Source organism: Pantoea sp. B566 (assembly GCF_024793925.1).
In the GTDB taxonomy this organism is placed as follows: domain Bacteria; phylum Pseudomonadota; class Gammaproteobacteria; order Enterobacterales; family Enterobacteriaceae; genus Pantoea; species Pantoea ananatis.
This window is the reverse complement of the sequence record NZ_JANUQL010000003.1, coordinates 2,429,038-2,452,384: the sequence shown is the minus strand read 5'-3', so window position 1 is coordinate 2,452,384 and position 23,347 is coordinate 2,429,038. Positions and strand designations below refer to the sequence as shown.

Genomic DNA, 23,347 nt, shown 5'->3' with positions numbered 1-23,347 from the left:
GTCAGAAGGTAAACAGAGGCGGCCTGGAACGTTTTTTCTGTTCAGATAAAACGAGCGACCAGCGAGAGAAGGATGACAGTCACCTCCTTCTCCATGACGGGGATAAGAGGTGACTGCGTGGTGCGTAACTAGCGTTTTTTACCGAATGCCGCCGCCAGCGCGTCGCCCATGGCGCTGTTGCCTGCGGGCTGGCTGGCAGGACGTGCGCGGCCTTTGTTCGCGGCCGGACGTTTTTCTTCGCGTGGCGCACCGCTCTTAGCGCCGCGCGCGTTGCCTTCTCCCGGCTGCTCGTCAAGGCGCATGGTTAAGGCAATGCGCTTACGTTGTAGATCCACTTCCATCACTTTAACTTTAACGATGTCGCCCGCTTTTACGACCTGATGAGGATCTTCCACAAACTTGTCCGACAGCGAAGAAATATGAACCAGGCCATCCTGATGCACGCCAATATCGACGAACGCACCAAAGTTGGTGACGTTGGTCACGGCGCCTTCAAGTACCATGCCTGGCATCAGGTCATTCAGGGTTTCCACGCCTTCGGCAAACTGTGCCGTTTTAAACTCAGGACGGGGATCGCGGCCCGGCTTTTCCAGCTCTTTCATGATGTCGGTCACAGTAGGTAAACCAAAGCGGTCGTCTGTGAAGTCCAACGCTTTCAGGTTACGCAGGCTGGTGGGATTGCCCATCAGCTCACTCAGCGCCTGCTCGGTCGCGGCCAGAATGCGTTCCACCACCGGATAAGCTTCCGGGTGCACCGTCGAGGCATCCAGTGGATTATCGCCGTGGTTGATGCGCAGGAAGCCAGCGCACTGCTCAAACGCTTTAGGCCCAAGACGGCTGACCTTGAGAAGCTGCTGACGGTTCTGGAAACGGCCGTTTTCATCGCGCCAGCCAACAATATTTTGTGCCATCATGCGGGTTAACCCGGCCACGCGCGTCAGCAGCGGTACCGAAGCCGTGTTGAGATCGACACCGACAGCGTTCACACAGTCTTCCACCACCGCATCCAGTTTTTTTGCTAGCTGGCTCTGGCTGACGTCATGCTGATACTGGCCGACACCGATCGATTTCGGATCGATTTTCACCAGTTCGGCCAGCGGATCCTGCAGGCGACGGGCGATCGACACTGCGCCACGCAGTGAGACATCCAGATCCGGAAATTCCAGCGCAGCTAATTCAGACGCGGAGTAGACTGAGGCGCCCGCTTCGCTGACGATCACTTTCTGGGCGGTGACCTGGGGAAACTGTTTTTGCAGATCCAGAAAGAAGCGCTCGGTTTCACGTGAGGCGGTGCCATTACCGATGGCGACCAGTTCCACCTGATGTTTCACGCACAGCGCCGCGACCGCCGCCGCCGCCTTGGCCGTTTGCCCGGTATGCGGATAAACTGTATCGGTGGCGACCAGCTTGCCGGTCGCGTCAACCACGGCAACTTTCACACCGGTACGCAGGCCGGGATCCAGGCCCATCGTGGCCCTCATGCCCGCAGGTGCCGCCATTAACAGGTCGTGCAGGTTACGGGCAAAGACGTTAATGGCCTCGTCTTCCGCACGCTCGCGAACGGTACCCATCAGCTCGGTTTCCAGATGCAGCATGACTTTGATGCGCCAGGTCCAACTGACCACGGCCTTGCGCCAGCTGTCAGCCGGTGCGTTATTCAGTCGCAGATTCAGGTGTTCCGCAATCAGGGTTTCACCGTGGCTTTCGCGCGGTGGCTCATCAAACTGCGGATCGGCATTCAGCGACAGCTGTAAAATACCTTCATTACGACCGCGCAGCATGGCCAGCGCGCGATGCGAAGGGACGCTGTGCAGCGGCTCATGGTGATCGAAGTAGTCGCGGAATTTCGCGCCTTCTTCCTCTTTGCCTTCCACCACGTTTGAGACCAGATGGGCATTTTTCCACAAATAGTGGCGGACTTTAGCCAGCAGGGCGGCATCTTCAGCAAAGCGCTCCATCAGGATATAACGCGCGCCATCCAGCGCCGCACGAACGTCAGCGACACCGTTATCCACATTCACATAGCCTGTTGCCAACTGCTCAGGGTCCTGTGAAGGATCCTGCCATAAGGTATCGGCCAGGGGTTCCAGCCCGGCTTCAATCGCGATTTGGCCACGCGTACGGCGCTTAGGCTTATAGGGCAGGTAGAGGTCTTCAAGTTCGGTTTTGCTGAGGGTGGTATTGATGGCATTCGCCAGATCGTCGGTGAGTTTTCCCTGTTCCTCTATAGATTTCAGGATGGCCTGCCGACGCTCGGATAATTCACGCAGGTAGCTGAGGCGGGTTTCGAGCTGGCGGAGTTGTGTATCATCCAGGCCGCCCGTCACCTCTTTACGATAACGTGCGATAAACGGCACGGTATTCCCTTCATCCAACAGGCGGACGGCCGCATCAACTTGCTCAGGGCGCGCCTGTAGCTCACTTGCAATTAGCTGGCTAAGAACATTCATCATCGGACTATTATGCTTTCTGGGTTGAGAAATAGCCGATAGTTATACGGATTGATGGCTGAAATTGCCAGAGAAGCGGCCTGCTTTCAGCGATATTCTGAATCAGCCTTCAACATAGCTAATTTCATTGACATACCAGCATGCCGGGCCCGCTGGCGTTTCTACTACCGCCGCGTCGCCGACGGCCTTTTTTAACAGCGCCCGCGCCATGGGCGAGTCAATTGAGATGTAATCCTTGCGGCCAAAAATCTCATCGTAACCCACGATACGGAAGCGCTTCACATCGCCGTCATCGTTTTCGACTTCAACCCAGGCGCCAAAAAATACTTTGCCATCCTGCTGGGGTGAATAATCCACAATGCGCAGTTGCTCAATGCTCTTGCTCAAATAGCGCACGCGGCGGTCAATTTCACGCAGGCGTTTCTTATTGTATTGATAATCCGCATTTTCGCTGCGGTCGCCGAGGCTGGCGGCCCAGGTCACTTTTTTGGTGACTTCAGGTCGCTCTTCACGCCACAGGTGATCGAGTTCAGCTTTTAAGGTGTTGAAACCTTCTCGGGTAATCAGTCGGGTTCTCATGGTACAAGCCGGTCAAATCGAAAGAGGATCAGTGTAAAGCAAATCGTGCGTGGCGAAAAAGAGGTGGGAAAAGGGTTTTTTACCTGTTAAAAAACCCTTATACGGCGATGACAGAGGATGGGGCTGTCATATCCAGACCGGTGCGGTTCCGTGGCGGCAGGAATTACTTACCGGCTTTGGTCGAGGTGGTCGTCGAGGTGCTGCTGTTGGTGCCGTCACCGCCGCCGCCGCCAGCCGTTGCCAGTCCAACGCCCAGCAGAGCGGCGACTGCGCCAATACCAATCGCGTTGGAGTTACCCTGAGCGGTGGTCGTTGCCTGTGCGCCCGCGGCTTCACCGGTTGCGGTAGCGGCATAAGTCTGACCGACGCTGGCCAAAGCCAGTGCGCTCAGCAGTAAAATCGTTTTTTTCATTATGGTTTCCCCGTAAAGCGGCAAGTTGGTGTCGCTATAGTGTGGGTGAAATCCATTGGGCCGCAAAGCGGGCTTTACTGTTTGATTTATCTCTCTTTACCTGCAGATGGCCTTGTTCGGGAGGCTTATCAAACTAATCCGAGAGAGGTCGCGTATTAACCTGTTTTTTTTCCGAATATTATGCTGTTATCAGTCTAAAAAACCGGACTATCCGGGATTCGTCGTCAGATACGAACGTCATTTAAGTCAAATTTTCTGGCAAGCGCTTGAATTTGCAAGTGCTGTGCCACGGTGTGCCGCGTCTAAACCAGTGAATAGCGGAATTTTACCCAATATTTCAGATTTGCCGTATTCTGTTCAACGCCGTGGTCATTACGCAGCTTGCCCGGCCGTCAGACCAAAATTTAAATATAAGCTGCTGTTTAATATGCTTTGTAACAATTTTGACTAGAATATAAACCATTAAACACTGTCACTGTGCCGCATCTTTTTTTAACAATATCGGCTCAGGCAATAGCGCCTTTGGGAGTTAAAAATGCAAGAAAACTACAAGATTCTGGTCGTCGATGACGATATGCGTTTACGTGCACTATTAGAGCGCTATCTTACCGAGCAGGGCTTTCAGGTGCGCAGTGTCGCCAACGCCGAGCAGATGGACCGTCTGTTAACCCGCGAATCCTTCCATTTAATGGTGCTTGATCTGATGCTGCCTGGCGAAGATGGTCTTTCCATTTGCCGCCGCCTGCGCAGTCAGAGCAACCCGATGCCTATCATTATGGTGACCGCCAAGGGCGAAGAAGTGGATCGCATCGTTGGGCTGGAAATCGGTGCTGACGACTATATTCCAAAGCCGTTCAACCCACGTGAGCTGCTGGCGCGTATTCGTGCGGTATTGCGCCGTCAGGCCAATGAACTGCCCGGTGCGCCGTCTCAGGAAGAAGCGGTCATCGCTTTTGGCAAGTTCAAGCTTAACCTGGGCACGCGTGAGATGTTCCGTGAAGACGAACCTATGCCGTTGACCAGCGGTGAATTTGCCGTTCTCAAGGCGCTGGTAAGCCATCCACGTGAGCCGCTGTCGCGCGATAAGCTGATGAATTTGGCCCGTGGTCGGGAGTACAGCGCCATGGAACGTTCTATCGACGTGCAGATTTCCCGCCTGCGACGCATGGTGGAAGAAGATCCAGCCCATCCACGCTACATCCAGACCGTTTGGGGCCTGGGCTATGTATTTGTTCCGGACGGCAGTAAAGCATGAGGCGGCTGCGCTTCTCGCCACGAAGTTCATTTGCACGCACCCTGTTGTTGATCGTTACCTTGCTGTTCGTCAGCCTGGTAACGACCTACCTGGTGGTACTGAACTTTGCCATTCTTCCGAGCCTGCAACAGTTTAATAAAGTCCTCGCCTACGAAGTGCGTATGCTGATGACCGACCGTTTACAACTGGAAGATGGTACGCAGCTGGAAGTGCCGCCCGCTTTTCGTCGCGAAATTTATCGTGAACTGGGTATTTCGCTTTATACCAATGCGGCGGCAGAGGAGAGCGGACTGCGCTGGGCGCAGCACTACAAATTCCTTAGCGATCAGATGGGCCAGCAGCTTGGCGGCCCGACAGACGTTCGCGTCGAGGTCAACAAAAACTCCCCTGTTGTCTGGCTCAAAACCTGGCTATCGCCCGACATTTGGGTACGGGTGCCGTTAACGGAAATTCATCAGGGTGATTTCTCGCCGCTGTTCCGCTATACCCTGGCGATAATGTTGCTGGCGATAGGCGGCGCATGGCTTTTTATCCGCATCCAGAACCGCCCGTTAGTCGATTTAGAACATGCCGCATTACAGGTGGGCAAGGGCATTATTCCCCCACCATTACGTGAATACGGTGCGTCAGAGGTGCGTTCGGTGACGCGCGCGTTTAACCAAATGGCGGCGGGCGTTAAGCAGCTTGCCGATGACCGCACTTTGTTGATGGCGGGCGTCAGCCACGATTTACGCACCCCTTTGACGCGCATCCGGCTCGCGACGGAAATGATGAATGAACAGGATGGCTACCTGGCAGAGTCGATTAACAAAGACATCGAAGAGTGCAATGCCATCATCGAGCAGTTCATCGATTACCTGCGCACCGGGCAGGAGATGCAGACTGAGCTGGCCGATCTTAACAGCGTGCTGGGCGAAGTAGTGGCCGCAGAAAGCGGTTATGAACGTGAAATTGAAAACGCCGTCATGGCAGAAGAGCTCATGCTGGAGATTAATCCCCTTTCGATTAAGCGCGCCCTGGCTAACCTGGTGGTGAACGCGGCGCGTTACGGCAACGGCTGGATCAAAGTCAGCAGCGGACGCGAGCTGCATAGGGCCTGGTTCCAGGTTGAAGATGACGGTCCCGGCATTAAGCCGGATCAGCTGGCGCATCTCTTTCAGCCATTTGTGCGCGGTGACAGCGCACGCAGCACCAGCGGCACGGGCCTTGGGCTGGCGATCGTCCAGCGCATTATTGATGCGCATCAGGGTTCGCTAGAGATCGGTGACAGTGAACGCGGCGGATTACGTATCCGTGCCTGGTTACCCTTAGCGGAAAGCCCGGAGTCGGGCGCCAACAACAGCAACCTTGCACTGAGTTAAACAGCAGCGGCGCGGCCTGTTAAGCCGCGCCGCTGTGATTAACGCTGAGGACCTGCTTTTACCAACGCAGCACCGGCCGCATTATCGGTATATTTTTCAAAGTTAGTGATAAAGCGCTGGGCTAAATCATCTGCCGCCGCTTGCCACTTCTCTTCGCTTTCCCAGGTACGACGCGGGTCGAGCGTTTCGGCATCCAGATCGCCCAACGTTTTTGGCACCTGCAGGTTGAACACCGGCAGGGTCTCCGTTGGTGCATCATCCAGTTCACCGGCCAGAATGGCGTTGATGATGGCGCGGGTATTCTTCAATGAGATACGCTTGCCACTGCCGTTCCAGCCCGTATTAACCAGATAAGCCTGCGCGCCCGCCGCTTCCATGCGTTTCACCAACACTTCTGCATACTGTGTGGGATGCAGCGTCAGGAAGGCTGCGCCAAAACAGGCTGAGAAGGTTGGCGTTGGCGCCGTTACTCCGCGCTCCGTGCCTGCCAGCTTCGCTGTAAAGCCCGACAGGAAATGATACTGAGTCTGCTCTGGCGTCAGTCTGGAGACGGGCGGCAGCACGCCAAAGGCGTCGGCGGTCAGGAAAATGACTTTCTTCGCATGGCCTGCTTTGGAAACCGGCTGAACAATATTGTCGATATGGTTAATCGGATAGGACACACGGGTGTTTTCGGTTTTGCTGCCGTCAGCAAAATCGATGCTGCCGTCTTCACGTACCACGACGTTTTCCAGTAAGGCGTTACGACGAATGGCGCGATAGATTTCCGGCTCAGCCTGTTCAGAAAGGTTAATCGTTTTCGCGTAACAGCCGCCTTCAAAGTTGAACACGCCGTCATCGTCCCAGCCGTGTTCGTCGTCACCGATTAACTGGCGGTCCGGATCGGTAGAAAGCGTGGTTTTACCCGTGCCGGACAGTCCAAAGAATACCGCGACATCGCCTGCTTTACCCACGTTGGCGGAGCAGTGCATAGAGGCAATGCCCTTCAGCGGCAGCAGATAGTTCATCACCGCGAACAGCCCCTTCTTCATTTCTCCGCCGTACCATGTGCCGCCAATCAGCTGCATACGTTCGGTCAGGTTAAAGGCAACAAAGTTCTCGGAATGCAGCCCTTGTGCCTGCCAGTCAGGGTTGGTGCATTTAGCCCCATTCATCACCACAAAATCGGGCGTGAAGTTATCCAGCTCAGCCGCGCTCGGCTGAATGAACATGTTTTTGACGAAATGCGCCTGCCAGGCAACCTCGGTAACAAAACGCACGCTCAGGCGTGAATCCGGGTTAGCCCCGCAGAAGGCATCAATAACGAACAGACGCTTCCCTGAGAGCTGCCGGGTCACGCATTTTTTCAGCGCCTGCCAGGTTTCCTGGGACAGGGGCTGGTTATCGTTCTTTCCGGTTCCTTGATCGTTCCACCACAGCGTATCGCGCGTGGTGTCATCACGCACAATGTACTTATCCTTGGGCGAGCGCCCGGTAAAAATCCCGGTATCAACGGCGATTGCGCCGCTCTGCGTCAGGGTGCCACGCTCAAAACCTTCGAGCTCCGGACGCATCTCTTCCTGAAATAGCGTAGCGTAATCAGGGTTATGAACCACCTCAGTGGTATCGGTGATGCCCAGATCGGCAAGGGCTTTCGAGGTCAGGCCGTTAACGCGCATTTTACTGCTCCTTAAATCGGTGTCTGTTCTGTAGGGCAAAGAGAGTTTGGGATCGCGTCCTTAAAATGCCACAGAGTGATGGGCGGAGACGCGATCGCGCGCAGTTTACGCTACTGTGCCAGGCGAGAAAGGCTTGTTCGTTAAAAATGAGACTTAGGGCGCGTTAAGGATATGTTTCGAACGTTTTTAAGATGTTATGAAAGTAAAAAAAGATAATTTGCTAAGTAAATTAATGGCATAGCAGTGAGGCAGGCAGGGCGGCATAACCGCCCTGGTCCGATCAGTGAAGTCGATTGCTGTTCTCAACGGAGTTGCTGCGGATCCCGGCAATGTCTACCGCATCGAATACGTAATGCGATCCACAATAGTCGCAGTTCATATCGATTTTGCCATCTTCTGCAATGATCTCGTCAACTTCTTCCTGCGGCAGGGTTTTCAGCACCTCGCTACAGCGTTCGCGTGAACATGTGCATTTATAAACAACCGGCTGCGGATCGTAAACGGTCACCTCTTCCTGGTGATAAAGCCGCCACAGGACATCGGTTGCAGGCAAATCAATCAGCTCTTCGGTTTTAATGGTTTCTGTCAGCGTCGCCAGATGCTCAAAGTCATCTTTACTCGTGTCCTGAGCCGGTAGGACCTGCAGCAGAATCCCGGCTGCGCCTGCGTCGCTGGTGCGGATAAACAGTCGGGTCGGCAATTGCTCGGAGCGCATAAAGTAGTCTTCCAGACAGTCGCTCAGCGTGTCACCTTCCAGTCCTACCACGCCCTGATAACGCTCGCCCTTTTCAGGCGTGATGGTGATAACCAGATAGCCGTTACCCACCATGCTTTTGAGCGTGCTGTCGTCAGGAATGTCACCTTTCATGCGGGCGATGCCACGTAACTCCTGCTGATTATTACCATTGATCACGGCTAAGGTCAGGGGGCCATCGCCTTGAAGCTGCACGGTAATTTCACCGTCAAATTTAAGCGTGGCAGTCAGCAAGCTGGTTGCCACAAGTAACTCCCCCAGCAGCGTTTGTACGGCTGGCGGGTAGTCGTGATTTTTAAGGATAGCGTGCCAGGTGTTTGAAACATTAACCAGTTCGCCGCGGACGGCAGCATTTTCAAATAAATAGCGGCGCAGTTGATCTTGTACAGACATAGTTTTTCTCTCTTTTGGCGGACGATAACCGGCTCAGTAGCCGGTTTACTCATCGCCCGATAACTTAAACTTCATCAAATCGCGGCGTTCTTTCTTATCGGGCCTGCGATCGGGATGGGGCATGGTCAGCGCATTCATCTTGCGTGCCAGAGCCACTTTTTCACGTTTTTCAATACTGGCTTCGGTTTCGCGGTAAAGCAACTGTGCTTCACTGGCGGGGCGCCGCTGCTCGCTGATTTCGGCAATGACGACCGTTCGCTCCTCATTGCCCTGACGCAGGGTTAACTCAGCATCCCGTTCGACCAGTTTACTGGGTTTACTCCGCTGACCATTGTAATGAACCTTGCCACCTTCAATCATTTCGCGCGCAATCGAGCGGGTTTTGTAGAACCGTGCCGCCCAAAGCCATTTATCAAGACGAACGCCTTCGTCGGGTTTCTCTTTCATTGCTGCTCCCAGAACGGAATCAGTGTGCGGTAGTCGCTGATCGCACAGTGACGCTGAAAGTGTTGTTCAGGACGGCCAGAGTCAGGATTACTGACGCCCAGGCACCAGCCGATTCCCCATGATTTGGCGGCATCGAGGATGATTTCGCTGTCATCGATGAACAATGTCCGCGATGCATCAAAGCCAGTGTGCTGCTCAACTGCCTGCCACAAACGCTGATCTTCTTTCGGATAGCCAAAGGTATGGGTGGAAAGCAATAAATCAAGGTGTGGTGCTAAAGCTGTCTGTTTGAGTTTCACATCCAGATTCCAGGGATGCGCATTGGTCAGCAGGATGGTGCGCTTACCCGCGCGACGCAGTGCCTGTAGAAAAGGCAGCGTATCCGCGCGGATACTGACCCGGTGACGTTGTTCCCAGGTCATGGCATGAATGTCCAACTGCAACGCCTGTGACCAGTAATCCAGACAATACCAGTTTAGCGTATGCGCTACGGCCTGATATTTTTCTTCAATAATCAGCCGGGCCTGAGCAGCAGGGATGCCGCGTTGGGTGCTCAGGATGTCAGGGACATGCTCCAGCCAGAAAAAGCGGTCAAACGCCAAATCAAGCAGCGTGCCGTCCATATCGAGCAGCACGGTGTCAATGTCGGACCCGTTGAACATCATGGCAATTCACCCGTTGCTTGTCAGCGCAACAGGGTAGCACAGTTGCAGGTGGCTCAGAATATGGAGCGCACGCCCTGTATAGTGTTAAGCGAGGGATTAAAGCACTTATCGTAATACTGCTGGATAGCAAGCATTCGCTGGCGGTTAAGATGGATGCGCCGCAGTGCCAGCAGACCGTTGGTAATGGCGCAGGTCAGCAACACGATAAGCAACAGTGCGGCGCCCAGATAGCGCCATTTTGCCATGGCGTCAGGCTCATTGTGCAGGGCGATATGACGCGTGCCGTTGGCATCGGTATAAATGCCGGTAATGATGCCTGTAGCGCTAAACGGTGTGTGCAGCAACAAGGAGGACAGACGCTGTAGCTCTTGCCACTGCGAACCCGCATCCAGATCAAACAGAGGAACGGCGGGCTGAGGCTGATTGACGAGCTGATGCCCTTCATCACTGGCGATAACAAACCCGCCTGGCGGTGGGCTGTTCAGGTTCTCTGCGGCGCGGCGCGTTTCGCGGAAGAAGAAGGTAGAGGTTGCCGTGTGCACCAGGTTTTCCAGCGCCTCCGCACTGACCGGACGCAACAGGACATTCATCCCGTTTAGCTGGCCAGAATCGGCACGGCTGACTAAGGTGTCCCAGTCTTTGGCATTCCCCAGATTGACCAGCGCATTTTTGAGTCGCATACAGTCCTGTGCCTGATTGCAAAGCGCCTGCGTTTTTAACACGAGGTCCGAAAAGTCATCCAGCAGAATCATGCCTGATTTCTGAATCGCCGACGCTAACTGTGGGTTCAGTTTGGGGTCGGTGTTCGTTTCAGGATGGAGCTGCCTGGTGGTGGTGTCCAGCAACGCCGAGGCTTTCTCAATAATATCTGAGTGGGGCAGCGGCAGCGGTGTGGCGTTATTCCAGTAAATTTGCGAGCAATCGAACGGCATATAAGTATAGGTGCGGTTGCTTTGGTAGTTGTCCGGTACCGCACACATACCGGTTCCGGTGACCTTAAGGCTGTCGCCTACTTTAAGATCTTCACGACTCAGTTGGTTTACGCTATTCACATCCAGGCTCTCCGTCCCTTTAGCCCATGCCAGACTGAGTTTAATGGGCATACTGAGGGGGATCCAGGTGATCAACAAGGCCAGAACAATCAGCGAGCCAACGGCAAGAACAACATTTTTCCGCCAGCGCTGTAGCGGAAAATTCCTTACCTCGTCCTGAAGCGAAAGGAAGCGCCCCTGGCGTACTACCTGACGATTCAGATAAATATCGACATCCGTTACCTGACCAAGATCGTGCGCGACGTAAGGCTGCCAGTGTGTAGGATAAGCCAGATCGATGATCCCCAGCGTAATGTTGCTCTGCTCCTGATTTGACTCCCCAAACAGGCCCCAGCGCTTGGGGGCCCCGCGCAGGCAGTGAATTTCGCGCAGGCCATTTTCACCCGGTACGCGATACATCAGCCACAGGCTGGCGACAATCATCATGCCAGCAAGGACGGACAGCCAGATCATCAGGCTCGCGGGCAGCAGCAAACCAATAAAAAACAGCAGCAGGGCAAATGAGATAATTACGGCTTCGCGCGTGCCATCGGGACGAGACAGTCGGTATTCTTCCAGCGTTTCTTTGCGTACTCGTACCAGCTCGACGTTTTCACTTTCGGCTTTACGGATCGAGGCGTTGGTGGAGGACGGACGTATCAAATTGGGTAGCGACTGCTGATCGATAGCGTAATCCACCAGAGAATGCCCGTTCAAAGAGATGATCAAGGGGATCGACTGGGTGCGGATTAACTCAACGTAGTTTTCGTCCGTAATATACTGTTCCCACAGCGGCGGCAAATGCACTTCGACTTCATCGAGGTAGTAGCGCCACTTATGCGGATCGTCCGTGGAAAGGCCATAACGGGTTATCGCCCGTGTAACAGGGTAAACGTTGTTGCTTTGTGCCGTGAGCACCAGTTTTTCATGACGACGACGGGTTTCACCCGGGCTGAGGATACGGGGCTGTTTTTCCAGTGCGGCAAGGTATTGTTCAACCGCCTTGCGCTCCCGCTCAGAGAGTTTACGGCAGGGCGGACTAATAAATGGCAGCGGTTTCGCCAACGGCGGCCTGCGCCGCATAGCGTACCAAAATCCAATACCTGCCAGAATTGAACAGGTTAGCACTACGGCCAATATAATAATTATTGTGCTCATGCTTTGCTCAATTCAGCCAAAATACTGCCTTCACTTTAAACTTATTATCCCCAGATGCGCCGGATAGTTAAGACGACTTATGGGAGGTTAAACAACGCTGACAAGTTTAACAATAAACGAAATAGTAATGTAAATCATTTAATTAGGCGTTATTACATCACACATTGCCAGAATAGTAACCACAGTGCACAGGTTATTGTATCGGCATTGTCTGAATTTTGGCGTGAGATATTGACTAACACAAATTTTTTGTACCTGACAAACCAGTGTTATCGTAGAAAAACAACATACGCTTCGCGTGCGCCTTGAGAGTCGCACAATGGCGGAGGGTTAGGTATGCTAATTCGTTCCTGAGTGCTGGCGCAGCAAGTTTGAGGCTGATATGAGAAAGTCGTTAAAAAAACCGGACATCCTCAATGTAGAAACCGTGGCGAAGTCACGATTGTTTACTGTTGAAGCGGTAGATCTGGCCTTTAGTAATGGCGCGCGGCGTATCTACGAGCGCATGAAGCCCTCGGAACGTGAAGCGGTGATGATCGTGCCGATTATTGACGATCACCTGGTGCTGATTGAAGAGTACGCGGTGGGCCTGGAGAGCTACGAACTGGGCTTTCCTAAAGGCTTAATTGATCCGGGTGAAACCGTAAATCAGGCTGCCGATCGGGAACTTAAAGAAGAAGCGGGATTTGGTGCGGGTCAACTGACCACCCTGGGCAAACTGACCCTGGCGCCGTCCTACTTTTCCAGCAAGATGAATATTGTGGTGGCGGAAGGGCTTTATCAGGAGAAGCTGGAAGGCGATGAGCCTGAACCGCTGGTCGTCCATCACTGGCCGTTGAGTAATCTGCTGGCTTTGTTGCAGGAGCCTGATTTTCGCGAGGCACGCAACGTCAGCGCATTGTTTATGGTGCGTGAGTGGCTGGTGAAGCAGGGACGTATCAGTTATTGATGGGCCGTAAAAGCAGTTTTCGGTGAGCAGGGGCGACTTGCGCCGCCCCTGAAGATTAAAACAGTTCGTGGCTCTCGCCATTATCCATGATGGTTGTCCCTGCATCATGTACCGAATACTCGGTTGGCTGAGTACCATTGATAAAGTATTCCTGGCGCGTATTGCCCCCGCCGTTGGCCAGTTTGCCGGTGCTGCGATCGATAGTAACCGTCACAATCCCCTCTGGTGGCGTCAGCGGCTGCACAGGAACGCCCTCCAGGGCAACCTTCATGAAGTCATCCCAGGCAGGCTGTGCACTCTTCGCGCCGCCCTCGTAACCCGAGATCTGATCGGGAATGGCGCCGGAAAGCGTACTGCGGCCCAGATCGCGGCGCGCATCGTCAAAACCAATCCACACCGAGGTCACCACGCCAGGCCCGTACCCCGAGAACCAGGCATCTTTGGAACTGTTGGTTGTCCCCGTTTTACCACCGATGTCATTACGTTTCAGGTCGCGGCCGGCACGCCAGCCTGTTCCCATCCAGCCCGGTTCGCCAAAAATGTTACTGTTCAGCGCGCTCTTAATCAGGAATGACAGCGGTGTATTAATCACATGTGGCGCATACAGCTGTTCGCCACCTGACTGTGGCTGTGCAGGTACCTGCTCCAGCTCAGGCTGCGGCACCGTCTGGTTTTGCTGCTGAGCGGAAGGCGCAACGTTCTCAACGCTTTCGGCGTTCAGCGCCAACGCTTTTTTGGTTTCGCCGTAAATCACGGGCAGGTTGCACTGTGGACAGGCAATTCTCGGTTTTTCTTCGAAAACGGTTTGTCCCTGCTCATTTTCAATCTTGCTGATGAAGTAAGGATCAATCAGGAAACCGCCATTCGCCATAACCGAGTAGCCGCGCACGACCTGCAGAGGCGTAAACGAGGCTGCGCCAAGGGCCAGCGATTCGGTATGCACAATATTCTGAGCCGGGAAGCCAAAGCGCTGTAGGTACTCTGCAGCATAGTCCACGCCCATCGCACGCATCGCACGCACCATCACCACGTTTTTCGACTGGCCAAGGCCCTGACGCAGACGAATCGGACCATCGTAGGTCGGCGGGGAGTTCTTCGGACGCCAGTCAGCCCCGGCACCCGCATCCCAGCGGGAAATAGGAACGTCATTAAGAATGGATGCCAGGGTTAATCCCCGATCCATCGCGGCCGTGTAGAGGAACGGTTTGATGTTCGAACCGACCTGGCGCAGGGCCTGGGTGGCGCGGTTAAACATGCTTTGGTTAAAGTCAAAACCGCCCACCAGCGCACGCACGGCACCGTTGGCAGGATCCAGCGAAACCAGCGCCGAGTTAACATCCGGCACCTGGCCCAGCCACCATGTCTCACCGACCTGGCGCACCCAAACCTGCTGGCCCGGCTGCAGAACCTGAGTAATGCTCTTAGGGGTTGGCCCCTGCGCAGTGTCCGACTTAAAGGCACGCGCCCAGCGCACGCCTGCCATGGTCAGCGAGACGTTGCTGCCATCTTTCATCATAACGGTGGCTTCATCGCTCTGGACATGTGTGACCACGGCCGGGTGAAGCGGGCCGTATAACGGCAGGTCTTTTAACGCCTTAACAATTTGCGCCTGTCCCCACGCGGGCTCGCCAACTTTCCACAGCACGCTGGTAGGGCCGCGGTAGCCGTGGCGCATATCGTAGGCCATCACGTTATTCCGAACGGCCTCCTGCGCTGACTGCTGCAGACGACGTGTGACGGTGGTGTAAACCTTGTAGCCATCGGTATAGGCGTTGTTGCCATAACGTTTTACCATCTCCTGACGCACCATCTCACTCAGATAAGGCGCAGCGAAGACGATTTTAGGCCCATGATAAGTGGACACTAAAGGCGTATTACGTGCTTCATCGTACTGTTGCTGGGTGATGTAGTGCTGATCCAGCATGCGGGCCAGGACGACGTTGCGGCGTGCTACCGCACGGCTGTGCGAATAAAGCGGGTTAAACGTCGAAGGCGCTTTAGGCAGGCCTGCGATGGTCGCCATTTCACTTAATGACAGCTCATTGACAGGCTTACCAAAATAAACCTGTGAGGCTGCGCCCACGCCGTAAGCCCGATAGCCGAGATAGATTTTATTCAGATACAGCTCAAGAATTTCGTCTTTATTCAGCAACTGCTCGATGCGAATCGCCAGGAAGGCTTCCTTTATCTTACGCATCAGGGAGCGTTCCGGACTCAGGAAAAAGTTACGCGCCAGCTGCTGGGTAATCGTACTGGCACCCTGAGAGGCATGACCTGACACCAGCGCAACGCTGGCAGCACGAAAAATCCCGATGGGATCCACACCGTGATGCTCATAGAAGCGGCTGTCTTCCGTGGCAATGAACGCTTTCACCATTTCAGGCGGAACCTGCTGCAGGCTAAGCGGTATACGGCGCATTTCACCGTACTGAGCGATAAGATCGCCCTCAGCGCTGTAAACCTGCATAGGGGTTTGCAAACGCACATCTTTCAGCGTGTTAACGTCGGGCAGCTGTGGCTCAATGTATTTGTACAAACCATAAATCGAGCCAGCTCCCAGCAAGATGCAACACACTGCAAGGATCAATAAATACTTTACGAACTTCACCTGAGATTTCCCATCTGTTGTCGTTTGGGCAGTTTATAAGCAACCGCGCAGTAGTATAAAGGCAAGCCAGACGCTTTGATATGTCCATTTTTCTGGACGATAAGGAGATCGCGCGCATGACTTTGCACACCTGGCAAATTGGGCTGGATATCCAGAACAGGCAGTGCTGCGCCATTGCCATCCTGCGTCGCCGCCAGGGCTGGCAGTTATGCCACTGGTGGCAGCAGCGGCTGGCGCAAGATACGTTAAGAAACGGCGTGCTGCAATCTTCCCCTGAATTGCTGACCGTGTTAACCCGCTGGCGCAAGCGCTTGCCTCTACGCTACTCACTGCGTGTGGGCCTGCCTGCCCAGCTGGTATTGCAGCAGCCGCTTTCCCTTCCCGAACTGCCGTTAAAAGAACCCGCATTAAGCCGTTTCATCCAGGCGGCGGCCCAACGCCTTTTTCCCGTTGACGTGCGCGAACTGGCGCTGGATTACCGCCTCGATCCCACCCATAACCAGCTGTGTATTACGGCAGCCCGGCTTGATGTGGTGCAACAGTGGCTGGCCCCGCTGACGCAGGCAGGACTCAAGCCGCGCGTGTTTGAACTGGCTACGCATGCGCTAAAAATGGTGACTGAGCAGGCGCAATTAGCAGCGGGAAGTGTAGTGGTTTTACGACAGGATGCACGTTACCTGTGGAGTGACGGCATCAGTGCAGCATCTTTGGCTGAAGTGGACGGGTTATCGGCTCTGCGTGAGCAGGCCTTTCCGCAGGCAAGCCACCTGTTTTATTGCGATGCCGACAACCTCTCGTTTCCTGAGGGTACGCGTCCTTTTTCACCCTTCCAGCCACTTCGCTATCAGCCGCCTTTACCTGACAATCCCGGTGCGTTCGCGCTGGCAACCGGGCTGGCGCTGCGAAAGGAGGATCGCTGATGGTGGCGGTTAATCTTTTACCCTGGCGGGCGTGGCGCTGGCAGCGTCAAAGGCGCCAGAGCATTATCGCGCTGGGCCTGACATTACTGCTTTTAACGCTGGCGGTGCTCCTGTTGTACTGGCAGGAACATCAGGCTCTCATTCATGTCCGGCGGCAGCATGCTCAACTCAGTCCTGTTCTTGAGCGCCTTGTTGCGCGAGCAGAGCAGCAAAAACATCTGCTGCAACAGCTGGACGGGTTGCAGCAACAGCGCATCTGGCTTCGTCAGCAGTCCAGGCAATTCAGCGTCTGGCAGCAGCTTTGGCAGGACCTGCCGGTCATGCTGCCCGATGGGCTGTGGTTAACGCGGCTGGAAAAGCACGATGCGCAGTTGCTGCTGGAGGGCAGGGCACTGCGAATGCAGGCTATCCGCCATTTTCGTCAGCGCTTAACGGGCGTGGCTTTTTTTGCACAGATTCGGCAGGGCAATGTGCAGCGCCAGTCAGAAGGGGATTACCACTTCACTCTGCGCATTACACTCAAGGAGGAAGTCAGTGAGTAACGCTATGCAGCAATGGTTACAGTTATCCTGGCCGCTTCGCTATCTCAGCCTGCTGGCGGCAGCCTTTGGGCTGTTCTTTATTGCCTGGTGGATGCTGTTGCAGCCGCAGCGGCGGGTAACGCACGAAGCCCGGCTTCAGTTGGCGCAGCAGCAGCAGCGGGTGCAACAGCGGCAGTTTCAGCTGGCTCAGCATCCTGACATTGCGACATTACAGGCTCAGTTGGTGCTGGAAACGGCAAGACAACCTGCAGCGCCACGCACGCTGGAGGCCATCATCGCGGAGCGGGGGACGCAGTTAATGCAGTGGCTTACTGATGAAGAGCCGAGGGTGCTGACGTTCCACCTGCAATGGGTGCAGTTTCAACCGCTGTTTTCAGCGTTGTCGCAATCAGCGACGGCATTTCCGGGGCGTTTTCAACTCACCGCACATCCGGCGCATCTGGTCGCGCAACTCTGGCTGCAATCCGATGAAGCCCGTTAGCGTCATCCTGGTATTGCTCTGCTGCGGCGCCGTTCATGCGCGCGATCCTTTTCGTCCTCTTCCCGGTACGGCTTGTCTGGCAGACGTTGAGCCGCCCAGCGAATGGCGCTTACAGGGCATTGTGGGTCGTGCGCCGAGGTTTCAGGGCTGGCTGGTGACGCCGCAGGGTCATGGCGTGAAAGTTCTCAGCGATCGCCCTTTCCCGATGGGGCCGTGGCAAACCGTGCAGTTCACGTCGCGTACCCTTGAGCTGTCAGTACCGGGCAGTTGTTCATCTCAACGTTTCACCTTTCGTCTCAAAGGAAGCCTGCATGATAAGGACAGCGATTCTGACGTGGCTGGTGCTATGCCTGATGCCCGCTCACGCCAGCCACGATGACGGCTTAAGCCTGGCATTTGATGATGCACCTGTTGAACGTGTTTTGCAGGCGCTGGCTGATTATCAGCACATTAACCTGATGATTTCGCCTGAGGTTGAGGGAAGACTGTCATTGCGGCTGGAGAATGTACCCTGGCAACAGGCGCTGTCGCTGGTCGGCCGTATGGCTCGCCTGACCTTACTGGAAGAGGAGAACGTTCTGCTGGTTTATCCTGAGAGCTGGCAGCAGCAACGGCATGAGGCCGAAAAGGCACAACAGGCCGAAGCGTTACAGCAACAGCCGCTGCAACAACGCAGGATCCCCCTGCACTATGCCAGTGCCAGCGACGTCCATCGCAGCCTGCAGAGTGAACGGCCATCGCTGATGACCGCGCGCGGCAGTGCAACGGTTGACAGCCGGACCAACAGCCTACTGCTGCGCGACAACCCGTCGGCGCTTGAGGAGACTGCGCGCTGGATACGTGCACTGGATGTCCCGCTGGAGCAGGTGGAACTGGCGGCGCATATCGTCACCATCAGCGAAGAGCACTTGCATGAACTGGGCGTCAACTGGCGGCTGTATAACGAAGGCGACGTCATAAATCGTGCATTACGTCATCCTTTACTTGATATTCCATTGGGGCTGAATTCCCACGACGTGTCTGTGGGCGTCACGCTGTCGCGGATTGGCGGCAAACTTCTGGATTTAGAACTCAGCGCTCTGGAGCAGGAAAATCAGGTGGAAATTATCGCCAGCCCGCGCTTGTTTACCTCCCACCAACAAACGGCATCCATTAAGCAAGGCACTGAAATCCCTTATGAAGTCTCTGCCGGCAACAGCGGAGCGACCAGCATTGAGTTCAAAGAGGCAGTGCTGGGCATGGAGGTCACGCCTGCCGTTTTAGGCAATGGCCGCATTCAGCTCAAAATACGCATCAGTCAGAACGTGCCGGGTCGGGCGGTTCAGACCGGCGATTCACAGGTTTTGTCCATTGATAAGCAGGAAATTGAAACTCAGGTCACGGTCAGTGACGGGCAAACGCTGGCGCTGGGGGGAATTTTTCATCAGCAGCGCACTCGCGGGCAGCGCCAGGTTCCGCTGCTCGGTAATCTTCCTGTTGTGGGCAGCCTGTTTCGGCAGCATGCAGAAGAGCAGAGAAAACGTGAGCTGGTCATTTTCATGACGCCGCGATTGGTCAGGGAAGCAGCGCTTTCGGCACGATAAAACGGAAAATGTGCCCATAAAGTCCAACTGCGTTGACGCAGGGCTGGAATTAGCTTACAAGGTTTAGCGATTTTTAACACGTTGTAAGCGTCTGTGTTGGAAAAACCAGGCAAGCAGATGAAAGAATTCCTCTGCTCGCCGTAATGTCACAACGCTGTACTGACGCATTACAGTTTCGCGAACGACGGGCCAATTCAGAAATGGATGTGCTGTAAGCAATATAATCGGTTGCCAAACAGCCTTGAGTGTTGAGATAATTTTTCGTCTGACTCTTGCTAACGCTCATGAGGTCTCAGTTCCTGTCCCGCCAGCAAAATGCTGAAAGCGGGGTATCATTAACGAATTCTTAGTAATACCGACAAAATGGCAGAGAAACGCAATATCTTTCTGGTTGGGCCGATGGGTGCCGGCAAAAGCACTATTGGCCGTCAGTTGGCTCAGCAACTCAATATGGAGTTCTTCGATTCCGATCAGGAAATTGAGCGACGCACCGGAGCGGATGTGGGCTGGGTTTTTGACGTTGAAGGCGAAGCTGGCTTCCGCGATCGTGAAGAAAAAATCATCAATGAACTGACCGAGAAGCAGGGCATCGTCCTGGCGACCGGCGGTGGCTCCGTAAAATCCCGGGAAACACGTAATCGTCTCTCCGCTCGCGGCGTCGTGGTGTATCTTGAAACCACTATTGAGAAACAACTGGCACGTACACAGCGTGATAAAAAACGCCCCTTACTGCAGGTAGAATCACCGCCGCGTGAAGTGCTTGAAGCGCTGGCAGGTGAACGTAACCCGCTTTATGAAGAGATCGCCGACGTCACTATCCGCACTGACGATCAAAGTGCAAAAGTGGTGGCGAATCAGATTATCCACATGTTGGAAAAAAGTTGATCCAACGTTTGAAGGCTCTTTGACAGGTATCGAGCATCATGGAGAAGATCACCGTTTCACTGGGGGAACGTAGTTACCCCATCACTATCGCCGCCGGACTGTTTAACGATCCGGCTTCTTTTTGGCCGTTAAAAGCGGGTGACAATGCCATGCTGGTGACCAACCAGACGCTGGCACCGCTCTACCTGGATAAGGTATCGGCTCTGCTGAAGGCGGCGGGGGTGAAAACGGATCAGGTGATTTTGCCCGACGGTGAGCAGTATAAAACGCTGACCGTGATGGATCAGGTCTTTACCGCACTACTGCAAAAACCCCACGGCCGTGATACTACGCTGGTGGCGCTTGGCGGTGGTGTCATTGGCGATCTTACGGGGTTTGCTGCGGCAAGCTATCAGCGCGGCGTGCGCTTTATTCAGGTACCGACAACGCTGCTGTCGCAGGTTGACTCATCGGTTGGCGGCAAAACGGCCGTTAACCATCCTCTTGGCAAAAACATGATCGGCGCGTTTTATCAGCCCGCCTCGGTGGTGATCGATACGGTGTGTCTTCGTTCACTGCCGTCACGTGAACTGGCTTCCGGTCTGGCTGAAGTCATCAAGTATGGCATTATCCTGGACGGTGAATTCTTTCAGTGGCTTGAGCAGAATCTTGATGGGCTTCTGGCACTGGATGAATCTGCACTGGCCTGGTGTATTCGCCGCTGCTGCGAGTTGAAGGCGGAGGTCGTTGCCGCAGATGAGCACGAGCACGGTCAGCGCGCATTACTGAATCTGGGTCATACTTTTGGTCATGCCATTGAGGCCCATATGGGCTACGGCAACTGGTTACATGGTGAGGCGATTGCTGCCGGGATGGTCATGGCGGCGCGCACGGCGCAACGTCTGGGCCAGTTCAGCGCACAGGACACCGATCGCATCATTGCTTTACTGCAGCGGGCCGGTTTACCGGTGAACGGGCCGGTAGAGATGCAGGCAGAGGACTATTTGCCGCATATGATGCGTGACAAAAAAGTGCTGGCCGGTGAATTGCGTCTGATACTGCCGCTGTCCATTGGTCGCGCTGAAGTGCGCGGTGGCGTGGCTCATGATATGGTGATGGCTGCAATTAATGATTGCCAGAAATCTTGATATTAAGCAGGTAAGTGGTGACGCGGCGCGCAGGTGCGCAGTGCGGGATGCCGCTTTACGGAGGAGGCAAAATGGATGAGTTCAAACCGGATGATGAGTTAAAACCTGACGCCAGCGACCGTCGTCCCTCGCGCCCACGTAAATCGTCTTCTGCGACGAAAGCACCGGTATCGCGCCAGCATGTCATGATGGGCGTCGGGATTCTGGTGTTACTGCTGTTAGTGCTGGGAATCGGTTCTGCGCTCAACGGTTCTGACGACAGTAAGTCCTCTTCGGCCAGCGATAATAAGAACGCGCCTGCCAGCGGAGCCGCGGGAACGGGCAGCGAAAAAAATATTGATCTGAGTGGATCTACCGCCATGAGCGGTGGACAAAATGCCGCAGGGACTCAGCCGTCCTCTTCGACAGCGCAGAATGCATCGGGTACGGATTCTTCTGCCGGAGCGACAAATGCGCCACGCGATATTTCTATGCCGCCGGTGGCTTCAACGCCGACGCAGGCAGCGCCCGTTGAAACCCCAGCAAATCAGCAGCGCGTAACGTTACCCGGCGATCTCAACAGCGCCCTGACCAATCAACAGCAGCAGGTTGATGGCGCGGTGCAGGGAGCAGAAAACAGCAGCTCACTGCCTACGGCGCCTGCCACGGTTAGCGGCAAAGCCGGTTCAGCGCCAGCAACAACAGGCCGGGCGCCTTCAGGTCAGACCGCAGTCGCCCCACGTCACATGCGTGAGCAACCAGTCAAAACCGCGACTAAGCCCGCAGCCAGCGAGCATAAAACCCACACCACGCCAGCGCACACTGCCGCGCATACTGCGCCAGCTAAAGCCACTGGCAGCGGCGCAGCGGCGAGTAAATCGCTGCCTGGCGGCAATTACACTCTGCAGCTGAGCGGTGCCTCCAAAGCAGAAAGCCTGAATGCATGGGCCAGGAAACAGAATCTGAGCGCGTACCATGTGTATAAGACGACGCGCAATGGCCAACCCTGGTACGTGCTGGTGAGTGGTGCGTATGCAACGCCCGCGGACGCAAAACGCGCTGTAGCTACCTTGCCTGCCGCCGTCCGCGCACAGAACCCATGGGTAAAACCGGTCAGTCAGGTCAGGAAAGAAGCCAGCCAATAAATGATGTGGGACCGGCCGTTGCCGGTCCCGTTTTAAGCGCAGATCTGCTGTCGGTTTAACCACAGCCTCACAATAAGATGTAATTACCACGACAGCATGAAAAAAAATCGCGCTTTTTTGAAATGGGCGGGGGGAAAGTTTCCCTTAGTCGAAGAGATCCACCGTTACCTGCCGCAAGGTGATTGCCTGATCGAACCCTTTGTTGGCGCTGGCTCAGTGTTTCTCAACACCGATTTTGATCGCTATCATCTGGCCGATATCAACAACGATCTCATCAATCTCTACAACATCGTGAAAACGCGTACGGCAGATTTTATCCGCGATGCGCGTTTACTCTTTACGCCTGAAGGGAATAACGAAGCCTGCTATTACCAGCTCCGCACTGAATTCAATCTCAGCCAGGATGCTTATCAGCGTGCGCTGCTATTTCTCTATCTTAATCGCCATTGTTACAACGGCCTGTGTCGCTACAATTTACGCGGCGAGTTCAACGTCCCTTTTGGTCGCTACCGCAAACCATATTTTCCGGAAGCAGAGTTACTGTGGTTTGCCGAACGTGCGCAGAAAGCGACGTTTGTCTGTGAATCATACGATGTTACCCTAAACAATGCCCGGAAAGGCTCTGTGGTATATTGTGATCCGCCGTACGCGCCACTGTCCGCGACGGCTAACTTTACGGCTTACCACACCAATAGTTTCAGTCTGCATGAACAGCAGCATCTGGCACAGCTGGCGGCTAAGCTGGCGTCTGAGAGCCAGATTCCGGTACTGATTTCTAATCATGATACTGAGCTGACGCGTTGCTGGTATCAGGATGCCGTGTTACATGTGGTTAAAGTCCGGCGTTCTATTAGCCGAAGCATAACCGGCCGCACCAAGGTCGACGAACTGCTGGCACTCTATCGCTAGTCTGTTTCGTCCGCGGCCAGGGTATTTCGCCAGCAGCGATGCTGGCGCACAACAGT

The 23,347-nt window shown here is 54.7% G+C and carries 21 protein-coding genes; 12 read left to right on the top strand and 9 right to left on the bottom strand.

The annotated features are described in order from the left end of the window. Positions 1-128: 128 nt before the first annotated feature. The 3 genes from NYE92_RS13245 to yjbE all read right to left on the bottom strand — a co-directional run bounded on the left by NYE92_RS13245 (position 129) and on the right by yjbE (position 3,441). Positions 129-2,453, bottom strand: coding sequence for a Tex family protein (locus NYE92_RS13245; RefSeq protein ID WP_014604848.1), 2,325 nt, complete (start codon positions 2,451-2,453; stop codon positions 129-131). Positions 2,454-2,552: 99 nt separating this feature from the next. Further along, on the bottom strand, positions 2,553-3,029 hold the full coding sequence (gene greB / locus NYE92_RS13240) for a transcription elongation factor GreB (protein WP_014604849.1): 477 nt from the start codon (positions 3,027-3,029) through the stop codon (positions 2,553-2,555). 163 nt (positions 3,030-3,192) lie between these two features. Continuing rightward, a complete protein-coding gene (gene yjbE / locus NYE92_RS13235; RefSeq protein ID WP_014604850.1) occupies positions 3,193-3,441 on the bottom strand; it encodes an exopolysaccharide production protein YjbE in 249 nt (82 codons plus the stop codon). Between the two features lie 535 nt (positions 3,442-3,976). Between yjbE and ompR the strand changes: the two genes are divergently transcribed. Both ompR and envZ read left to right on the top strand, forming a co-directional pair. Beyond that, positions 3,977-4,696, top strand: coding sequence for a two-component system response regulator OmpR (gene ompR / locus NYE92_RS13230; protein WP_001157751.1), 720 nt, complete (start codon positions 3,977-3,979; stop codon positions 4,694-4,696). Further along, positions 4,693-6,057 carry a two-component system sensor histidine kinase EnvZ gene (gene envZ / locus NYE92_RS13225; RefSeq protein ID WP_013027520.1) on the top strand — a complete coding sequence of 455 codons (1,365 nt, stop codon included), beginning with the start codon at positions 4,693-4,695 and terminating at the stop codon, positions 6,055-6,057. Before ompR ends, envZ begins: the two co-directional genes overlap by 4 nt. A gap of 38 nt (positions 6,058-6,095) precedes the next feature. On the opposite strand, the gene pckA is transcribed toward envZ, so the two are convergent. From pckA to NYE92_RS13200, 5 genes are all read right to left on the bottom strand, one after another. Further along, complete coding sequence (gene pckA / locus NYE92_RS13220) at positions 6,096-7,715, bottom strand: phosphoenolpyruvate carboxykinase (ATP) (RefSeq protein WP_014594786.1); 1,620 nt, start codon at positions 7,713-7,715, stop codon at positions 6,096-6,098. A 280-nt stretch (positions 7,716-7,995) separates the two neighbouring features. After that, a complete protein-coding gene (gene hslO, locus NYE92_RS13215; RefSeq protein WP_013027518.1) occupies positions 7,996-8,862 on the bottom strand; it encodes an Hsp33 family molecular chaperone HslO in 867 nt (288 codons plus the stop codon). Between the two features lie 45 nt (positions 8,863-8,907). After that, a complete protein-coding gene (gene hslR, locus NYE92_RS13210; RefSeq protein ID WP_013027517.1) occupies positions 8,908-9,309 on the bottom strand; it encodes a ribosome-associated heat shock protein Hsp15 in 402 nt (133 codons plus the stop codon). After that, the gene (gene yrfG / locus NYE92_RS13205) at positions 9,306-9,971 is read right to left on the bottom strand and encodes a GMP/IMP nucleotidase (protein WP_370620537.1); all 666 of its coding nucleotides are present in this window, start codon (positions 9,969-9,971) and stop codon (positions 9,306-9,308) included. The genes hslR and yrfG overlap by 4 nt, the downstream gene beginning before the upstream one ends. A gap of 56 nt (positions 9,972-10,027) precedes the next feature. Continuing rightward, positions 10,028-12,163: an intracellular growth attenuator family protein gene (locus NYE92_RS13200; protein WP_110286923.1), complete on the bottom strand. Its 2,136-nt coding sequence runs from the start codon at positions 12,161-12,163 to the stop codon at positions 10,028-10,030. 382 nt (positions 12,164-12,545) lie between these two features. Between NYE92_RS13200 and nudE the strand changes: the two genes are divergently transcribed. After that, positions 12,546-13,112 carry an ADP compounds hydrolase NudE gene (nudE, locus tag NYE92_RS13195; RefSeq protein ID WP_013027514.1) on the top strand — a complete coding sequence of 189 codons (567 nt, stop codon included), beginning with the start codon at positions 12,546-12,548 and terminating at the stop codon, positions 13,110-13,112. A 55-nt stretch (positions 13,113-13,167) separates the two neighbouring features. On the opposite strand, the gene mrcA is transcribed toward nudE, so the two are convergent. Then, a complete protein-coding gene (mrcA, locus tag NYE92_RS13190) occupies positions 13,168-15,720 on the bottom strand; it encodes a peptidoglycan glycosyltransferase/peptidoglycan DD-transpeptidase MrcA (RefSeq protein ID WP_014604852.1) in 2,553 nt (850 codons plus the stop codon). Positions 15,721-15,836: 116 nt separating this feature from the next. Here mrcA and pilM point away from each other — a divergent pair, with 116 nt between their 5' ends. The 9 genes from pilM (at position 15,837) to dam (ending at position 23,291) form a co-directional block, all read left to right on the top strand. Next, the gene (gene pilM, locus NYE92_RS13185) at positions 15,837-16,640 is read left to right on the top strand and encodes a type IV pilus biogenesis protein PilM (RefSeq protein ID WP_026021070.1); all 804 of its coding nucleotides are present in this window, start codon (positions 15,837-15,839) and stop codon (positions 16,638-16,640) included. Beyond that, positions 16,640-17,182 (top strand): PilN domain-containing protein, encoded by a 543-nt coding sequence (locus tag NYE92_RS13180; protein ID WP_210523038.1) that lies wholly within the window; start codon positions 16,640-16,642, stop codon positions 17,180-17,182. Before pilM ends, NYE92_RS13180 begins: the two co-directional genes overlap by 1 nt. Next, entirely contained in the window at positions 17,175-17,663 is a 489-nt protein-coding gene (locus NYE92_RS13175) for a hypothetical protein (protein WP_210532374.1), read from the top strand. The genes NYE92_RS13180 and NYE92_RS13175 overlap by 8 nt, the downstream gene beginning before the upstream one ends. Continuing rightward, entirely contained in the window at positions 17,650-18,042 is a 393-nt protein-coding gene (locus NYE92_RS13170; RefSeq protein ID WP_133345168.1) for a HofP DNA utilization family protein, read from the top strand. The genes NYE92_RS13175 and NYE92_RS13170 overlap by 14 nt, the downstream gene beginning before the upstream one ends. After that, positions 17,975-19,246 (top strand): DNA uptake porin HofQ, encoded by a 1,272-nt coding sequence (gene hofQ, locus NYE92_RS13165; RefSeq protein ID WP_259019057.1) that lies wholly within the window; start codon positions 17,975-17,977, stop codon positions 19,244-19,246. The genes NYE92_RS13170 and hofQ overlap by 68 nt, the downstream gene beginning before the upstream one ends. A 363-nt stretch (positions 19,247-19,609) precedes the next feature. After that, positions 19,610-20,131 carry a shikimate kinase AroK gene (gene aroK / locus NYE92_RS13160; protein WP_013027507.1) on the top strand — a complete coding sequence of 174 codons (522 nt, stop codon included), beginning with the start codon at positions 19,610-19,612 and terminating at the stop codon, positions 20,129-20,131. A 38-nt stretch (positions 20,132-20,169) separates the two neighbouring features. After that, positions 20,170-21,258 (top strand): 3-dehydroquinate synthase, encoded by a 1,089-nt coding sequence (gene aroB, locus NYE92_RS13155; RefSeq protein WP_029569222.1) that lies wholly within the window; start codon positions 20,170-20,172, stop codon positions 21,256-21,258. 71 nt (positions 21,259-21,329) lie between these two features. Continuing rightward, on the top strand, positions 21,330-22,382 hold the full coding sequence (locus NYE92_RS13150; protein ID WP_024471374.1) for an SPOR domain-containing protein: 1,053 nt from the start codon (positions 21,330-21,332) through the stop codon (positions 22,380-22,382). A 96-nt stretch (positions 22,383-22,478) separates the two neighbouring features. Then, a complete protein-coding gene (gene dam / locus NYE92_RS13145; protein WP_013027504.1) occupies positions 22,479-23,291 on the top strand; it encodes an adenine-specific DNA-methyltransferase in 813 nt (270 codons plus the stop codon). Positions 23,292-23,347: the final 56 nt, after the last annotated feature.

Excerpts from the sequence above, each read along its gene's own strand:
- NYE92_RS13200 (WP_110286923.1), bottom strand. The coding sequence starts at position 12,163 with ATGAGCACAATAATTATTATATTGGCCGTAGTGCTAACCTGTTCAATT.
- yjbE (WP_014604850.1), bottom strand. The coding sequence starts at position 3,441 with ATGAAAAAAACGATTTTACTGCTGAGCGCACTGGCTTTGGCCAGCGTC.
- pckA (WP_014594786.1), bottom strand. The coding sequence starts at position 7,715 with ATGCGCGTTAACGGCCTGACCTCGAAAGCCCTTGCCGATCTGGGCATC.
- aroK (WP_013027507.1), top strand. The coding sequence starts at position 19,610 with ATGGCAGAGAAACGCAATATCTTTCTGGTTGGGCCGATGGGTGCCGGC.
- greB (WP_014604849.1), bottom strand. The coding sequence starts at position 3,029 with ATGAGAACCCGACTGATTACCCGAGAAGGTTTCAACACCTTAAAAGCT.
- NYE92_RS13170 (WP_133345168.1), top strand. The coding sequence starts at position 17,650 with ATGAAGCCCGTTAGCGTCATCCTGGTATTGCTCTGCTGCGGCGCCGTT.
- yrfG (WP_370620537.1), bottom strand. The coding sequence starts at position 9,971 with ATGTTCAACGGGTCCGACATTGACACCGTGCTGCTCGATATGGACGGC.
- pilM (WP_026021070.1), top strand. The coding sequence starts at position 15,837 with ATGACTTTGCACACCTGGCAAATTGGGCTGGATATCCAGAACAGGCAG.
- hslO (WP_013027518.1), bottom strand. The coding sequence starts at position 8,862 with ATGTCTGTACAAGATCAACTGCGCCGCTATTTATTTGAAAATGCTGCC.
- nudE (WP_013027514.1), top strand. The coding sequence starts at position 12,546 with ATGAGAAAGTCGTTAAAAAAACCGGACATCCTCAATGTAGAAACCGTG.
- hofQ (WP_259019057.1), top strand. The coding sequence starts at position 17,975 with ATGATAAGGACAGCGATTCTGACGTGGCTGGTGCTATGCCTGATGCCC.
- aroB (WP_029569222.1), top strand. The coding sequence starts at position 20,170 with ATGGAGAAGATCACCGTTTCACTGGGGGAACGTAGTTACCCCATCACT.
- NYE92_RS13180 (WP_210523038.1), top strand. The coding sequence starts at position 16,640 with ATGGTGGCGGTTAATCTTTTACCCTGGCGGGCGTGGCGCTGGCAGCGT.
- hslR (WP_013027517.1), bottom strand. The coding sequence starts at position 9,309 with ATGAAAGAGAAACCCGACGAAGGCGTTCGTCTTGATAAATGGCTTTGG.
- NYE92_RS13150 (WP_024471374.1), top strand. The coding sequence starts at position 21,330 with ATGGATGAGTTCAAACCGGATGATGAGTTAAAACCTGACGCCAGCGAC.
- dam (WP_013027504.1), top strand. The coding sequence starts at position 22,479 with ATGAAAAAAAATCGCGCTTTTTTGAAATGGGCGGGGGGAAAGTTTCCC.
- ompR (WP_001157751.1), top strand. The coding sequence starts at position 3,977 with ATGCAAGAAAACTACAAGATTCTGGTCGTCGATGACGATATGCGTTTA.
- envZ (WP_013027520.1), top strand. The coding sequence starts at position 4,693 with ATGAGGCGGCTGCGCTTCTCGCCACGAAGTTCATTTGCACGCACCCTG.
- NYE92_RS13245 (WP_014604848.1), bottom strand. The coding sequence starts at position 2,453 with ATGATGAATGTTCTTAGCCAGCTAATTGCAAGTGAGCTACAGGCGCGC.